Annotated in this window: 15 protein-coding genes; 2 read left to right on the forward strand and 13 right to left on the reverse strand. The window is 65.8% G+C overall.

Translation table 11 applies throughout. The features are described from left to right. Window positions 1-459: 459 nt before the first annotated feature. The 9 genes from ACJJV6_RS03055 to ACJJV6_RS03095 form a co-directional block, all read right to left on the reverse strand. Entirely contained in the window at window positions 460-939 is a 480-nt protein-coding gene (locus ACJJV6_RS03055) for a hypothetical protein (protein ID WP_009356387.1), read from the reverse strand. 458 nt (window positions 940-1,397) lie between these two features. Continuing rightward, window positions 1,398-2,570, reverse strand: a complete 1,173-nt coding sequence (locus tag ACJJV6_RS03060; protein WP_052013984.1) for an acyltransferase — start codon at window positions 2,568-2,570, stop codon at window positions 1,398-1,400. Between the two features lie 185 nt (window positions 2,571-2,755). Beyond that, window positions 2,756-3,100 (reverse strand): hypothetical protein, encoded by a 345-nt coding sequence (locus ACJJV6_RS03065; RefSeq protein WP_009356389.1) that lies wholly within the window; start codon window positions 3,098-3,100, stop codon window positions 2,756-2,758. 76 nt (window positions 3,101-3,176) lie between these two features. Beyond that, window positions 3,177-3,710 (reverse strand): hypothetical protein, encoded by a 534-nt coding sequence (locus ACJJV6_RS03070; RefSeq protein WP_152419488.1) that lies wholly within the window; start codon window positions 3,708-3,710, stop codon window positions 3,177-3,179. Beyond that, the gene (locus tag ACJJV6_RS03075; protein ID WP_152419489.1) at window positions 3,707-4,315 is read right to left on the reverse strand and encodes a hypothetical protein; all 609 of its coding nucleotides are present in this window, start codon (window positions 4,313-4,315) and stop codon (window positions 3,707-3,709) included. The genes ACJJV6_RS03070 and ACJJV6_RS03075 overlap by 4 nt, the downstream gene beginning before the upstream one ends. A gap of 46 nt (window positions 4,316-4,361) precedes the next feature. Continuing rightward, the gene (locus tag ACJJV6_RS03080; protein ID WP_009356392.1) at window positions 4,362-4,874 is read right to left on the reverse strand and encodes a signal peptidase I; all 513 of its coding nucleotides are present in this window, start codon (window positions 4,872-4,874) and stop codon (window positions 4,362-4,364) included. Further along, a complete protein-coding gene (locus ACJJV6_RS03085) occupies window positions 4,871-5,527 on the reverse strand; it encodes a SipW-dependent-type signal peptide-containing protein (RefSeq protein ID WP_083874981.1) in 657 nt (218 codons plus the stop codon). The genes ACJJV6_RS03080 and ACJJV6_RS03085 overlap by 4 nt, the downstream gene beginning before the upstream one ends. A gap of 4 nt (window positions 5,528-5,531) precedes the next feature. Then, window positions 5,532-6,146, reverse strand: coding sequence for a SipW-dependent-type signal peptide-containing protein (locus ACJJV6_RS03090; protein WP_009356394.1), 615 nt, complete (start codon window positions 6,144-6,146; stop codon window positions 5,532-5,534). A gap of 140 nt (window positions 6,147-6,286) precedes the next feature. Then, window positions 6,287-7,132 carry an SGNH/GDSL hydrolase family protein gene (locus ACJJV6_RS03095; protein ID WP_009356395.1) on the reverse strand — a complete coding sequence of 282 codons (846 nt, stop codon included), beginning with the start codon at window positions 7,130-7,132 and terminating at the stop codon, window positions 6,287-6,289. A gap of 139 nt (window positions 7,133-7,271) precedes the next feature. Between ACJJV6_RS03095 and ACJJV6_RS03100 the strand changes: the two genes are divergently transcribed. Together ACJJV6_RS03100 and ACJJV6_RS03105 are read left to right on the forward strand one after the other, a co-directional pair. Further along, on the forward strand, window positions 7,272-7,655 hold the full coding sequence (locus tag ACJJV6_RS03100) for a hypothetical protein (RefSeq protein WP_009356396.1): 384 nt from the start codon (window positions 7,272-7,274) through the stop codon (window positions 7,653-7,655). Beyond that, a complete protein-coding gene (locus ACJJV6_RS03105; RefSeq protein WP_354175827.1) occupies window positions 7,648-9,798 on the forward strand; it encodes a matrixin family metalloprotease in 2,151 nt (716 codons plus the stop codon). The genes ACJJV6_RS03100 and ACJJV6_RS03105 overlap by 8 nt, the downstream gene beginning before the upstream one ends. Window positions 9,799-9,849: 51 nt before the next feature. Here ACJJV6_RS03105 and ACJJV6_RS03110 read toward each other — a convergent pair whose 3' ends face one another. The 4 genes from ACJJV6_RS03110 to ACJJV6_RS03125 form a co-directional block, all read right to left on the reverse strand. After that, window positions 9,850-10,323, reverse strand: coding sequence for a GtrA family protein (locus ACJJV6_RS03110; RefSeq protein WP_009356399.1), 474 nt, complete (start codon window positions 10,321-10,323; stop codon window positions 9,850-9,852). Further along, the gene (locus ACJJV6_RS03115; protein WP_009356400.1) at window positions 10,320-11,975 is read right to left on the reverse strand and encodes a glycosyltransferase family 39 protein; all 1,656 of its coding nucleotides are present in this window, start codon (window positions 11,973-11,975) and stop codon (window positions 10,320-10,322) included. Before ACJJV6_RS03115 ends, ACJJV6_RS03110 begins: the two co-directional genes overlap by 4 nt. Beyond that, complete coding sequence (locus ACJJV6_RS03120; RefSeq protein ID WP_052013986.1) at window positions 11,972-13,252, reverse strand: glycosyltransferase; 1,281 nt, start codon at window positions 13,250-13,252, stop codon at window positions 11,972-11,974. The genes ACJJV6_RS03115 and ACJJV6_RS03120 overlap by 4 nt, the downstream gene beginning before the upstream one ends. Window positions 13,253-13,379: 127 nt before the next feature. Further along, window positions 13,380-13,943, reverse strand: a complete 564-nt coding sequence (locus ACJJV6_RS03125; RefSeq protein ID WP_035751693.1) for a hypothetical protein — start codon at window positions 13,941-13,943, stop codon at window positions 13,380-13,382. Window positions 13,944-13,984: the final 41 nt, after the last annotated feature.

The raw sequence follows: 13,984 nt of genomic DNA on the forward strand, positions 1-13,984 counted from the left end.
TGCGGTGCCGTAGGGGTTGCCCGGACGGTCGCGTGCGTCGAGATGCCCGGACCAGTCTTGGCTGCGGCGATCGTACTTGCCGCACCTGGTGCAGCGCCGGCGGTAGCCGCCGTCGGGCTGCCTCTCAGCCAGCCAGTGGTGACCTACATTCAACCTGCACAACAAGGCCTGGATCACCGCTGCTCCTCTCCGAGAACGCGCCGTCCAACCACTTTCAATCATGTTCTCCCGCCACTCCTCCAACCCAGGGCTTTGAATCTTGATGAATTCTTGACGGTTTCTGGGCCGGTTCTTGAGTTGTGGAGTGCACAGTGATGCGTGAAGGGCTGCCTGCGGGGCCAACAGCCCTTTCGATGACTGAAACAGACTCGGGGCCGGTGACGGAGGCGGCGGATCAGCGTGGATCCGCAAAAAAGTCACCGGTCCCCTCATCTTTAGACCACTCGGTCCGGACACGTGCTATTCGAGCAAAGCACAGATGTCCGTCACTTCTCCCGTCCCGCTGAATACCCTTTCTTCGGTTCCATCAGCCTTAAGGGCAAAGTTAAAGTTGCCCTCCAGCAGGAAGATGCCCGGCTCGTCAGATTGTGATTCGCGCGGATTGAGGACGATATTCAATCCGGTGACGGTGACTTCGGTTGTACCATCATCCTCAACCTGGGCATGGGTGGAACCAGTAATGAGGAACGTTTCCGATTCCCCGGTCCTCAGGTTTGTGATGGTTACTTCCTGCCCCGGTGAGGCGATGAAGATCCGGTCCCCGGGAAGTTCAATCAATTTGGACTTGCCCGTCACCACCAATTGGACCGGGTAGCTGCAAAGCTGGTTGGGTTTATAGGTGAGTTCCAGGAGGACATCATCAACTGGTGCAGCGGCCACGGGACCCGCACCGGCGATTACCGCAAAAAAGAAGGCACAGAAAACTAACAGTTTCTTCATCAGAAACTCCATTCAATAAATCAGTTGGGCGCACGGCGCATAGCCGCGGAGATGCGCACAACGGAGAACGCTGGATGCTCGGCATTGAATGTTCAGCATCGGCGGGATCACCGCAATCGGTGAGTCCGCCGACGTATTGCGGAAAAGGCGCAGACCGTCCTTTTGCCCGCATTATTTCTTACCAGTGAGTAAGTGCGGCTGCTGTATCGCTGTTCGCGATTAGTGGTGGCAGGATATTAACTCCCTGGTTCCAGGGTTGTGAAGCAAGAACTGGCAAATAGGGGAGGCAGGGAAAAAAGTAGGGGGCACCTAACCTCATTATCCGCCTCCAGCTTCATTCCCGCCGCTTTCCGCCAGTCCCGCGGTCCGCCAGCCGGGGCGCTGAGGCTGCGTCGTCCGCGAGCCGCAAGGATGCTGGCGGCGGTCATTCCCGGTCCGGCTGCCGGAGCAGCTGCCTGTCACCTGCTGACCACCGCGGGCGCGCGTTCTGTGCGGAGCGGGTACGGGGAAGGTACGACGGCGGGTTCCAGCTTCTCGTTGGCCCAGCGCCGGAGCGGGCGCTCCACCAGGCGGAAGGACGCCCAGGCGAACAGCACGGTCAGGGCCGCCGAGAGCGTGATGCGGAGCGGCAGGTCCTGGACCAGCGGCATCAGCAGCAGGTACACGGGAATGTGCCAGAGGTACATGCCGTAGGAGAGGTCCCGGCCGGGTCCGGCAAGCCAGGGGTGGCTGAGGAACCGGGACATGGACCCGGCGGGCTGCAGGACAAGGGCGCCGAGCAGCACAGCTGTCAGCAGGGAGAGCACCGTGGGGCCAAGGGTCCAGAAGGCGCTGAACCACAGGCCCGGCGTGTGCGGTTCCTCCAGCAGGAACAGGGCGGCCAGCAGGATGAGGGCGGCCGGCAGTGCGGCCCGGCGGGACACCGCCTGCAGGGAACCGTGGGCCCGCGAACCCGGCCTGATGCAGGTCAGCAGCAGGGCCAGCGCGCACCCGATCAGGAGTTCATCGGCCCGGGTGTCCGGCCCGTTGTACAGCCGGCCCAGCGGCGCACCGGCCATGACCAGGACGAACCGCTCCAGCAGGAAGGCCGCGGCCAGGCCGGCGGTGGCCCACGCAACGGTGCGGACCCGCCAGAACCGCAGCATCACCAGCAGGAGCAGCGGCCACACCAGGTAGAACTGTTCCTCCACCGCGAGGGTCCAGGTGGGGCCGAGGGTTTCACCGGTAATGGAGTTGCCGAACATGCCGAAGTGCGCCAGGTTCATGACGTAGCCGGCCGCCGGCAGGACGAACTCCGCCTGCCCGCCCCAGCCCGAGTCGGGAAAGACGAAGCCCACCGTGAGGATCACTGCGCACAGGGCCAGCAGCGCCGGCCAGAGCCGGGCCAGCCGCTTGGCGTAGAAGACACCCAGCCGCAGCCCGCCCGTTGCCTGCCACTCCTTCATGATCAGCAGGGTGATCACGAAGCCGCTCAGGGTGAAGAAGACGTCCACCCCGATGAATCCCCCGGGCATCTGTTCGGTCGCTGTATGAAAGAAGAAGACGCCCGCCACCGCGATGGTGCGGAGCCCGTCCAAGGCATGCTTGCGCCCCGAAATCAGCCCGCCTTCCGGGCTCGAGGGACGTTCCAAAACTGACGAATTTCCGCTGCTAGACCTAAAAACCACTAAGCAAGCATATATAACGTTTCGGTAACCGCGCTGAATGAAGTCTGGGCGCAGGCTGGGAATAGACCCCCGAACGCACGACGGCGGCGCGTCTGGCCGCCGTCGCTGCTCCGTGGGCCGGGGTGATTTCCGCGGCCGGTTCCCGTGCCTTAACGGTTGACGTAACCTGCCGCGCAGGCTGCGTCCGCGGCCGGGGTGCCGTAAACGTAGAGCGCAATGTTTTCGCCCGCCCGGCCCTGGTGCACCAGCACGTGGAGCGGATGCGTCCGGTTCGCCGCTTGCGCGATGTCCACATTCGGGTTGTGGTCGAAGACGGCGTCCGGGAGGTCGACTCTCTCCTCCCCTGCGCCTTCCGCCATCACCACGCATTCGCCGTTGCCGACTACCTTGGCGTGGGTGTGGTCCGCGACCGCGGCGCCGGAGGAAGCAAGAAGCAGCAGCGCTGCCGCAGCTGACGCCGCCCCTACCGTACCGAGTGTCCTGGTGGTTTTCATGGCCATTCCTTTCGACGTGACAGGCACCATCGTGGCCACAGGAGACCCGCCCGTCAATGGGCAACCGCCCGGCTGGTCAGGCGTCCGGCGGCAGGTTCCTGCATGAGCCTCCGAGCCCTGCTACCAGCCCGGCGTTCGTGGCCACCGACGCTGCTTTGGATGTCCACCCGAAACGCTTCATCACGATGGAAAGTTGAAGTTCCGTGCCGAGGCCCAGCAGTCCACCCAACAGGTTGACCGGAACATCAGTCACGTATCCGCCTGCTGCGGTCCCCGTGGTCTCCGCGGTAAGGGAGAAGCCTGTCAGGGGCGCCAGCGCAGAACCCAGGCCGCTCGTGGAAGCCTGCAGTTCGGCGTCGGCCACCGAGTATCCCTCAGGTGCTTTCCAGAGAATCCGGACATAGGCTCCCAGCCCGAGAAGGTTTGGTTCGTAGCTGCACTGCCCGTTCAGGGTGGGAGCCGGGATGGTCGTGGCGGCAAAGCTCCCCGATGACCGCTCGGCGTCCTGCCATGCGGCGTCGGTGACAGCAGGAGGAGTCGATGCCTGCAGCAGCAGTGCGGGCACCAGGGCGCCCAGCACCGCCAGCCGCATCGTCGAGAACTTTTTCATGCTGCAGCCCGGAGTCGGGACAGGCTAACGCCAACAGCCACAGCCAGGAGTCCCAGCAACGCATAACCGCCCAGCCTCGCCCCGGTGTCGGCAAGGCTGCCCGGCGGCGTCCCGCCCGGCTGCTGGTCGGGGTCGCCGGCGGGCCCGGTGCCGGCGTCGTCCCCCGAACCGTAGACACCAACCAGGATCCGGGTCCTGGTTCCCTGGACTTCCCGCGGCACGTCCTCTGCCAGCGTTGCTGTCAAGAGAACATGAGCCCCGTCAGACAGCGCATTGCCCGGCTCCATCAGGTCCGCCCGCAATCCCTCGGCAGCGTTCAACGCCGTGCGGGGCACCAGCACCCTGGGCCCGGATTCACAAACGTCCAGCACCCACGGCTGGGCGCAGGCCCGGAGTTCCACGGTCAGGAACCCCCGCAGCACGTCAGGAGCGCCGGGCTCCGGCTGCAACTCCACGTCCAGGGCGGTGGCCGGCTCGCCCCGGACGACGACGTCCACCGGCCAGTGCGCACTTCCGCCCGGCGTCAGGCGGTGGACGGAGCTGGCGGCGCCTGCGTTGAGTTCCAGCCACCCGGACGGCTCTGACGCAGACGCTGGCGCGCTCAAACCCAGCAATGCGGAAGCCAGGAGCAGCCCCGGCACTATGCCCCGGCTACGCCGCCACATGCCCGCCCGCTTTCTCCCGCGGCCACAGAACCCACGTCACCAAGGCGGATACGCCAAGCGTCGTGCCACCCAGGACCAACGGATTCGCGGCTGCCGCAACCGGATAGGCGAGCCCCGGCACGGACCACAAGACCAGCCGCACCCGGTCCACCTGATACGGCGCCGGGTCCGCGGCCAGGTTGGCGTCGCCCTTCATGGTGATCACCCGTGCAGTGCCCTCCCCCGGCTCCACTGACTGGACCCGGTGCGTGGTGGGCAGCCTGCCCGGCCGGTCCACCGTCACAACATCCCCGATCCTGATCTCCCCGGCCGGTATCTCCCGTACCACCGCCAGCGACCCCGCGGGGATGCCGGGAGCCATGGACCCCGTCTTGAACAGGACCAGGGAAATGTTGAAAAGCACGGCGCAGAGCACCACGATGATGCACACAGCGCCCCCGGCGGCGGCGACATTCAGCAGTGTTTCCCGGACGCGGCCCGCAAACGATTGCCGGGTCATGAGCTGGAGGTGGCAGTGAACTGCCAGGTCGCCGTCGCCGTCTGGCCCTGCAGGGCGTTACTTGCGCCTTCGGGCAGCGTGACCTCAAAGCAGAATTGGGTGGGCTCCCCCGGCAGCGCGGCTGACGCGGCCGCCAGGGGATTTACGACGCCGGCAGCCTGGCCCGCCGTGAACGGCTTGGCTCCGTCGCTGCCCACCACGAAAGCAGGTGCCCCCGTAAACGACGACGCCCCACATGTGGCAGCACGGACCACCCGGTAGCGAAGGGCCGCCCCCAGGTCCGACTCCCCCGTTCCGCTGCTGCTGACAGATGGAGCACCCAGGACCACCTCACCCGCCACAGAGCCCGGCTTGGTCCTGATGGCGAACGGCGCGTACACCACCGCTCCCGGACTCATGGAAGCCGCTTCAAACACCAGCGTGCCGGGTGACTGCTCGTTGCTGCTCCACGGACCCGAGGCGTCGTAAGGCTTGGTGACGTTGGATTCGGTCTGGAAGGAACTTGCCCCGAACGAGCCGGCTGCGTACTCGGTGTCCGTCCATGACGCCAGCGTTACCGAACTGCCCAGCCCCAGGACCAGCGCCCCTGCCAGCAGGGCCCGGACGCGCAGTAGTGCCGTCCGGCGCTCCGTCATGGCCTCTCGTTCATGCATTGTTTTACGACTGGGCGGAGAATTCCCACAGTGCCGTATTTGTCGCCCCTTGCACCAGGTCCGTGTCCGCCGTCACCTGGAAGCAGAGGTAGAAAGGGGTGCCAGCATCGGTCCCGGTTCCCTGCGTCAACGGGAAGGTGATGCCAGCAGGTGTCGTCCCCACGTCCTGCCCAGGAAGCACAAGGGTGTCGAGGACAGTTCCACCGCATCCGAAGGTGTTGGTCCTGGTCACCGAGTAGGTCAGGCCGGCAACGGGAGCGGGCGTTGGGGTGGAAAGTGTGACGGTGGTGTCATAGCTGGTCGCTGCGTTCAACCGGACAGCAAAAGGCGTTGAAACAACATTCCCCGGGGACATGTTGTCGGTGCTGGGAATGAAGGCGAGCTGCTTGGGCGAAGCAGGATCGTTGTTACTTGAGTACGCAGTTCCGTCTGTGCTGCCTTCCAGGTTGAAGGCGCCGGCGGTGAATGTTCCCTGCGCGAATTCGGAGTCGTTCCAGGCGGCCAGCGTGACGGCGGCGCCGATTCCGAGAACCAAGCCACCTGCCAGGACAGCGCGGATCTTCGGTGCTTTGCGCGGATGCTGTTCTGATTTCTGTGGCGATTCGGCGACTGCGGTCATGACTTCCCCCAAAGTAGTTGTGATTGCCGGTCCGAGATGACCGGCGCAGAAGAAACAGGGGGAAGCATGATGCTTTCCCCCAAAAGCATCAGTACTTACTAATCCATCATTTGACCTGCGGAAATGTCAATTCGGTGGGGTTATTGGGTGAGGGCGGCCCAGGACTCGAGGAACTTTTCGGCAATGTGGGCATGGCCGGCGGAGTTCGGGTGGGCGCCGTCGAAGTCGAACCCCGGGCTGTTGGCAGGAGTGAACCAGCCGGCGTCGATGGCGTCCACAAACGGGGCGCCGGCGGCCTCGGCTCCGGCGCGGACTGCGGTGTTCGTGGCGCGGAGCTCCTCCCCCAGCGGCTGGGGTGCCGACGGTCCCAGCACCACCACCTGGACCCCGGGCCAGAACCGGCGCGCCGCCAAAACGGTCTGGGTGGTGGCGGCCTTGACCTCCTCGGCGTTGGGGAGCTGCGCGTCGTTCTGGCCGCCCTGCAGGATAAGGACGTTGGGGACGAAGGACGGGGTGGCGGCGATCTGCTGCAGCCGGAGTTCGTACTCGCCGCCCAGTTCATCCTGCGCGCCGCCGCCCCAGGCGAACCCGGTGCCGCCCACGCCGTCGATGTTGGTGGGGTACCCCAGCGCATTGGCAACCAGGTAGGCCCACCCCTGGTCCGGCGAATCGGCGCCGTCACCGGCCGTGTAGGAGTCGCCCAGGATCAGGACCACAGGTTCGGCCGGCAGCTCGATTCCAGCTGGCGGGGCGGTTGCAGTTGCCGTGGAAGCGGGGGTGGCGGTGGCGGTGGGAACCGCCGGAGCGCTCGGGGAAGCAGTGGCTGCGGGTGTGGCCACCTGGACGCTGGCAGGAAGGGGCTCCGCGGCCCCGCCCAGTCCACCCGGGTTCATCAGCGCGAGCGCCGCCACCCCGAAGGCAAGGACCGCCAGCACCGCGAGTGCAGCGTACTTCATCCAGTCCTGCATGCGCCCGCCGTTTCTCATCACGCGGCACATCCTACCGGTCCGGCGCCGCCGCCCCCGTGAGGGCGGCCGCCGGGACAGTAACGGAGCAGTAACGGTGGAGTAACGCCCGTCTGATCGACTGGTTCCTGTGTTCCCTCGCGTGTGAGGAGGGTGATTGATGGGGCAGCCGTGGAGTTCCCTCCGGGTGGCAGGCGTGGCACTGGACGTCCCGGAACAGCTGGCCCCCTCCCAGGAACGCGCCATCGAGGGCGGCGCCGCCGTGCTCGAAGGCGCGGGCATCAGGCTGACCGTCGACGCGAGCCCCTTCGCTGACCCCCTCACCCGCTACACGGCCAAGCCCGGTTACGAGCACTGGCAGGAAAACGTGGGCAGCGCCACCGCGGACTTCGTCTCGTTCGAGGAGGAGGGAATCCGCACCCTTGCCGCCAACTTCCCCGGCCGCGCCACCGCCGTCGTCCATCTGTCCCCCGGCGCGGAACGGGACACCGCACTGCAGATCCTGCGAAGTATTCGAACAGATCAAGGAGAGTCCAATGACTGAAGAGCAGTACCGCGCGGCCCCGTACCTGGCCGCCGTCGAAAACACCGCCCCGGGGGAACGCAGTCCGGGATTCAGCAAGGTGCAAAGCTACCTTGAGCGGTTCGGCTACCTGGGCGAAGCAACGCCCCGGGAGCTCGGCGTCCTGGACGACCCCACCGAAGGGGCCCTCAAGAAATTCCAGGAGTTCTTCCACCTGCCCGTCACCGGCGTTTTCGACGACGCCACCCGCGACGTCATGATGCAGGCCCGCTGCGGCCTTCCGGACATGCGCGGCGGCGAACTCGCCTTCGCCACCCAGTGCGCGTGGAACGACCGGACCCTGACCTACGCTTTCGACACCGGGACCGACGACGTTGCGGGCACCGCCGATTTCGACGCCATCCGGCGCGCCATCCAGACCTGGCAGAACGTGGGCGGCCTGACCTTCACCGAGGTGGCCCTCGGCTCCAGCCCGGACATCCGCATCGGCTGGCGGCCTGCGGCGGACCCGGACCACTCGATGGTGGGCGGGGTCCTGGCGCACGCCGACTTCCCGCCCGGCTGCAGCGTGGTCACCAACACCCTGCCCAAACCGGTCCACTTCGATGACAGCGAGCACGTCTGGAGCGTGGGTGCCGCGGCGAGCGCCTTCGACATCGAGACGGTGGCGCTGCACGAGTTCGGCCACATCGTGGGGCTGGCGCACTCCAGCGTGGCGAACGCCGTGATGGCCCCCACCGTGTCCTCCAATTTCACCAAACGGGCCCTCACCCAGGACGACATCGACGGGTTCCGGGCCCTTTACCCGGCAGCCCCGCAGGCGTGGTCCGGCTGGGACTCCCTGGGCGGCGTGATCACCTCGGACATCTCGGTGGGCAACAACAAGGACGGCCGGCTGGAGGCCTTCGCCCGCGGGACCGACGGCGCCGTCTGGCACCGGTGGCAGGTCGCGCCCAACGGCAACTGGGCCGGATGGAACTCCCTGGGCGGGGTCATCACCACCGAGATCGCCGTGGGCAGCAACCAGGACGGCCGGCTGGAAATCTTCGCCCGCGGCACGGACAACGCCCTCTGGCACCGCTGGCAGACAACCCCCAACGGCAACTGGGCGGGCTGGAATTCCCTTGGCGGCGTCATCACCGGGCCGCCGGCCACCGGACGCAACGCGGACGGCCGGCTGGAGGTCTTCGCCCGCGGGACCGACGGCGCCGTCTGGCACCGCTGGCAGACCGCCCCGAACGGCAACTGGTCCGGCTGGAACTCCCTGGGCGGCGTCATCACCTCGGAGATCGCGGTGGGCAAGAACAAGGATGGCCGGCTCGAGGTCTTCGCCCGGGGCACGGACAACGCCCTGTGGCACCGCTGGCAGACCGCACCCAACGGCAACTGGTCCGGCTGGCATTCGCTCGGCGGCATCCTCACGTCCAACATCACCATCGGCAGCAACAAGGACGGCCGGCTGGAGGCGTTTGTCCGCGGCACGGACAACGCGCTCTGGCACATGTGGCAGACGGCGCCGAACAGCGGCTGGTCCGGCTGGCAGTCCCTGGGCGGCATCCTGACCTCCGATATCGCGGTGGGCAAGAACGCGAGCGGCCGGCTGGAGGCCTTCGTCCGCGGCACCGACAACGCGCTCTGGCACATGTGGCAGACCGCGCCCAACAGCGGCTGGTCCGGCTGGCATTCCCTGGGCGGCATCCTCACCTCGAACATCACTGTGGGCAGCAACGCCGACGGCCGCCTGGAGGTCTTTGTCCGCGGCACGGACAACGCCATGTGGCACAGGTGGCAGAACATGCCGTTCCTCACGGAAGAGACCACCGCGGCCGCGGCGATGGCAGGCGGCACGGACATATCGTCCGACGGTGGCGCTCCCCAGAGCATCGAGATGCCGCTTGGCGCCATGGCCGGCAGCGTGACAACCAACGGCCACAAGGGTGGTGCGGCGCAGGAGATGCCCGCGGGGACGATGGACGGCGCGGAGAAGGAGCCCGCGACTGCCGAGGATTCCGGAGGCGGCCAGGAGACCGCAGGCGAGGGCCATGCGGATCAGGGCCCGTCGAATCAGGACAAGCCGGATCAGGGCAAGCCGGATCAGGAGAAGTCAGATCAGGAGGCCTCGTCCGGGAAGATGCCGGCTGGAGGCATGCCGGCAGGCGTCTGACCTGGCACCAAGGCGGGAGGTACGACGGCGGCGCGCGGCCGCCGTCGTACGTTATTCCGGGTCTCCGGCCGCGTCCGTAATGACGGCAGGTCGCCGGGACCCGGCCACCATCGGGACCTTTTCGAGGGCGTAGACCATCTTCAGGTGGTAGGCGTAGCGGACAAAGAAGGACGCGCACAGCGTCCCCGCCTGTGCCACCGGGCTGGGCATGTGGACGTACTCCACCAGCATCCATAGGAGAGGAATCCGCGCCACGGCCTCGAACGTGTTGAAGGTGAACGAATGGAGGAACCGGTGCAGAAACGGCCTCCGGCGTTTGCCCAGGTCCGCGAAGGCGATCTTCTCCTGGAGCAGGAAATTGGTGACGATGGTGGTTTCCCCCGCGACGATGGCGGCAAGGATGTAGTCAACGCCCGCAGCCACCAGGGCCATCATGATGAGGATGTTCAGTACGGTGCCGAATGCCCCGATCATGGCAAAGCGGAAAACCCTCATCCCCAGGACGAGCCCGGCCAGGCGGATCATGATCCCTCCCCGGTAGCGGACGGAGTCCCGCCCGGCAGGACTTTTCGTACCTTCCAGTCGCCGAATGCTGCCACCACGCTGGAGTTCTCCAAGGCCTGACCGGCGTTTTCCAGGCCCAGGTTGGTGACGTTGCGCCTGGTGGGCGGGCCTTCGACAATCCAGTCAACGCTGCGCCAGCCGTCCGGGTGACGCTCCGCAAAGTCGGAGTCCAGGTCCATCTTCTCGATGGCGATCACTTTCCAGGGATCGTGCCGGCCGTCTGCGTTGAGGTCCTGCCACATGGAGTAAGGGACAAGCGCAACATCGTCCTTGGGCAGGTTTTCTTTGGACCATTCCAGGGCCTTGTTCCAGTCGGCGTTTTCGTTGCCGGCCATCAGCCGCTGGTTCGTCGCGGACCATGGTGGGACCACCACCAGTGCCAGGCTCAAGATCAAGACCGCGTTTGCGGCCACCAGGGCGGCCGGACCTTGCCCCGGTGCGGCCAGCGGGGACTGCTGCCGGCCCGGCAAACGGACCAGCCCGAAGATCTTCGACAAGATGCGGCTGGCAAAATCCGCGGCAACGGAGGTGGCCAGGGCCAGGAACGGGATGGCCGCAATGATGTACATGCCAGGTAGATAGCCGTGGCCAATCAGAACGGGAGCCGCGAATAGGAGCAAGGCGGCAGGAATCCAGCGGGCCTCCCGCTGTGCCAGGCACACCGCCGCTGCGGCCGCACCGAGGAGAAGCAGGAGGTTGTCGTAATACATCCAGCCCAGAACAAGTTCCTGCCTGCCTGAGCCGGCGTCAAGGATGCTGCCCGATCCCGGCCGTGAAACAAACTGGTAAGCCAGCGCGTCCTGCAACGAGACGTGGCCCGGGCCCGAAACAAGCTCTCCCTGCAGGATTGCCAGGAGCGGGAAGAAGCCGAGTATCAGGCCTCCCACGGAGAGGAACCCGATGAGCGAGAAGGATCGGGTCTCCCACTTGGGGCGGTGCAGCAGGGCCACCAGCAGGGCCGGGCCAAAAATGGCCAGTGTCTCCTTGGACAGTACGGCGACGGCAAAACAGGCGGCCGCGCCCACGTGATCCCACAGCTTCAGCTGCGGCGACAGCACCAGGTAGAACGCCAGCAGCAGCCAAGGCAGGCCCACGTTATCGATGAACACCTGCCTACCCAGCACCAGAGACAGCGGCGATATGCAGTAGAGCAGTGCGGCCAGTACCGCGAACGGCAGGCGGAGATTCAGGCGCCGTGCGATCAGGAAGACCAGGACCGTACTCGCCACGAAGTACAAGGCCACAACATAGCGCATTTGCCCGACGGCCACTTCGCCGCCCAGGCCAAGGATCCCGGGGAGCCATGCCAGGGCTGCCAGTTGCACCCATCCCAGCGGCGGGTGGTCATACCAGTAGGTATAGGGGGCCAGGCTGCCGTGGAGCGTGGACAGGGCCTGAGCCGTATAGGTGCCCTCATCATCCTGGTAGCCGGGCGCGTCCAGGATGTTCCACCAGGAAAGACTGAGCGCGGCCACGGCAATCAGGAACGCGGCCATCTGGTCAGGGCTCCGGTACCGGAAGAAGTGCAGGACTGTGGCAAGAAAACGGCTGGCTTCGACGGCAGGAACGGGAGATGACCACCTCTTGGGGACCGGTTGCAGCAGGGCATTCATGGCCGCGCCGCCAGGTACCCGAGGTGTGAACCGGCGTGCATGGTCTTCTCCCAGGCGAAGTCGCTTTGCCGGAATTTGACCAAGGCCCGAAGAGCCGAATACGCAAGCAGGACCTGGTAGAACGGGGTTCCCAGGACCAGCCGCAGATGGTCGTAGAAACGGATTCTGTAGCCGTGGTCCCGCCCGAATTCCCGAAGCATGCACACGTCGAAGGCCACCGCGGCAACGGCCGGAACCAGCGGGACGAACGTCAGCAAAGTGATAGGGATGGGAAATTTTCCAAAGATTGCGGTAAGGATGGACAACGGGATGCACAGCCCGGCGAAGGCCATAAAGTGCTGCTGCATGAGCGTCCACCAGGCGACGCAGCGCTGCCTCAGGGTGGGTAATGCCCGCCAGTCCCGTTTGGCGATGACCTGCATGAAGCCCAGCGACCACCGCGTCCGCTGTTTCACCAGTGCGCGGATCGAATCCGGGGTTTCCTCCTTGGTCACCAAATGCGGAGCGTAGGCAATGACGATCCTTCGGTTCAGGACTGACAGGCGCACGCCCAAGTCACAGTCCTCGGCCAGACAGTTGCCATCCCATCCGTTGATGGAGCTGAGGACCTCCCTCCGGACAAAAACCGTGTTGCCGCCCAGGGGGATGAACCCCTGGCCGGCGTAGGCGTGGAGGCGGGAGCGGAACCACATGAAGTACTCCAGGCAGTTACGCAGGGCGTACCAGGAGTCCCGGTAGTTGACCAGCTGGACTGCCCCTTGGACAACGTCGGCGTTCCGGGCAACGAAGCAGGTGTCTACATGCAGGAGCAGGTCCGGGGCCGCAATGGATTCCGCATCGAAGATCCCCACAACGTCCTTCCGGCACATTGCCAACGCCGTGTTGAGCTGCCGGGGCTTGTTCTTGACCGCCCCTTTGTCAACACTGACCCGAACGAGTTCCGGACGCTCTGAGGCCAGCATGCGGGCCACCGCCACTGTGTGCGGATCGTCGTGGCCCACGGAGATGATCACCTCGATATCCGGATGGTTCTGGCCGCAGAGGTGGTCCAGGGTGCTGCGCATGACCGTTTCGCTTTCGTGCCTGCACGGCATGATGAGGGAGAACGAGACGCCGGGGACGGGCAACAATGGCGTGTACGACGTCGCCGCCTGGGTTTGCGGGTCCCACCAGGCGTGTGTAGAGACGTAGAGGGTAGACAGGGCAATCACGAACAGCACAGCCGATATACCCGTGATGACGGCTCCGAGAATGAGGACAGGGACTTCTGGGGACATGGTGGGCCTGTTCGGTAGCGGGGACTGGCTCCCCTCGGGGCGCCGGTTTTTGGGCGGGCTGAAGCAGAGCCGCGGGACGGCGGCCTCAATTGGGTGGGTGAGCAGGATCCTGGGTTGCCCTTAGGGCTTACCGGTCACCAGCGGCGCAGGCCTTCCCATCGCTGTTGGTATCCAGGCCTTGGGGATCGATCCCCGGCTGGCGCACCGCCAGGCCGTCACGGAAGTACTTACGGACCTCGCTGCAGGACCAGCGGTGGTCCATAGCGGATGGGTCCTGGCCTGCTGCCCGCATCTCGCTAACGTGCCGGGCCAAGCTTGGTGGTACGGCCGGGAGGCACTGGCCGTCCTCGCCGTACTCGGGCAGGCACCCTCCGGTGCCCGGGGCAGCTCCACCGAATACTTGGGACGGTGTGACTTTCTCCCGCAGCTGAGGAGGTGGTCCCTGGGTTTCCGGGGCGGACCCTGTGGGGTGTTCCCGTCCCGCTGCTGCTTCCAGCGAGGTCTGCTGTCTGTTGGCCGGATCAGCCGTATCTGCCGGGCCCGGCTGTATTCTGCCGCCGGCGGCTGTGGGCGACGGGTTGGTGTGGTTGCTGGCGTGGGCCGGAAGAGCGCTTGGGCTTGAGCTGCCTGCCGAATAGTAGGAGAGTGCCAGCAAGGCCGCCAGGCCCAGCGTGATGATGCTGTTGCGCACCCACCTTCCTGCCGTGCGGAGGGGTCCGTTTTTCCGGGGGT

Source organism: Arthrobacter nitrophenolicus, assembly GCF_045833485.1.
Taxonomy (GTDB): Bacteria; Actinomycetota; Actinomycetes; order Actinomycetales; family Micrococcaceae; genus Arthrobacter; species Arthrobacter nitrophenolicus.

What these genes read in the sequence shown, in the direction of transcription:
- ACJJV6_RS03110 (WP_009356399.1), bottom strand. Translation starts at nt 10,323, where the DNA reads ATGATCCGCCTGGCCGGGCTCGTCCTGGGGATGAGGGTTTTCCGCTTT.
- ACJJV6_RS03090 (WP_009356394.1), bottom strand. Translation starts at nt 6,146, where the DNA reads ATGACCGCAGTCGCCGAATCGCCACAGAAATCAGAACAGCATCCGCGC.
- ACJJV6_RS03085 (WP_083874981.1), bottom strand. Translation starts at nt 5,527, where the DNA reads ATGCATGAACGAGAGGCCATGACGGAGCGCCGGACGGCACTACTGCGC.
- ACJJV6_RS03055 (WP_009356387.1), bottom strand. Translation starts at nt 939, where the DNA reads ATGAAGAAACTGTTAGTTTTCTGTGCCTTCTTTTTTGCGGTAATCGCC.
- ACJJV6_RS03105 (WP_354175827.1), top strand. Translation starts at nt 7,648, where the DNA reads ATGACTGAAGAGCAGTACCGCGCGGCCCCGTACCTGGCCGCCGTCGAA.
- ACJJV6_RS03100 (WP_009356396.1), top strand. Translation starts at nt 7,272, where the DNA reads ATGGGGCAGCCGTGGAGTTCCCTCCGGGTGGCAGGCGTGGCACTGGAC.
- ACJJV6_RS03115 (WP_009356400.1), bottom strand. Translation starts at nt 11,975, where the DNA reads ATGAATGCCCTGCTGCAACCGGTCCCCAAGAGGTGGTCATCTCCCGTT.
- ACJJV6_RS03065 (WP_009356389.1), bottom strand. Translation starts at nt 3,100, where the DNA reads ATGAAAACCACCAGGACACTCGGTACGGTAGGGGCGGCGTCAGCTGCG.
- ACJJV6_RS03070 (WP_152419488.1), bottom strand. Translation starts at nt 3,710, where the DNA reads ATGAAAAAGTTCTCGACGATGCGGCTGGCGGTGCTGGGCGCCCTGGTG.
- ACJJV6_RS03095 (WP_009356395.1), bottom strand. Translation starts at nt 7,132, where the DNA reads ATGAGAAACGGCGGGCGCATGCAGGACTGGATGAAGTACGCTGCACTC.
- ACJJV6_RS03120 (WP_052013986.1), bottom strand. Translation starts at nt 13,252, where the DNA reads ATGTCCCCAGAAGTCCCTGTCCTCATTCTCGGAGCCGTCATCACGGGT.
- ACJJV6_RS03080 (WP_009356392.1), bottom strand. Translation starts at nt 4,874, where the DNA reads ATGACCCGGCAATCGTTTGCGGGCCGCGTCCGGGAAACACTGCTGAAT.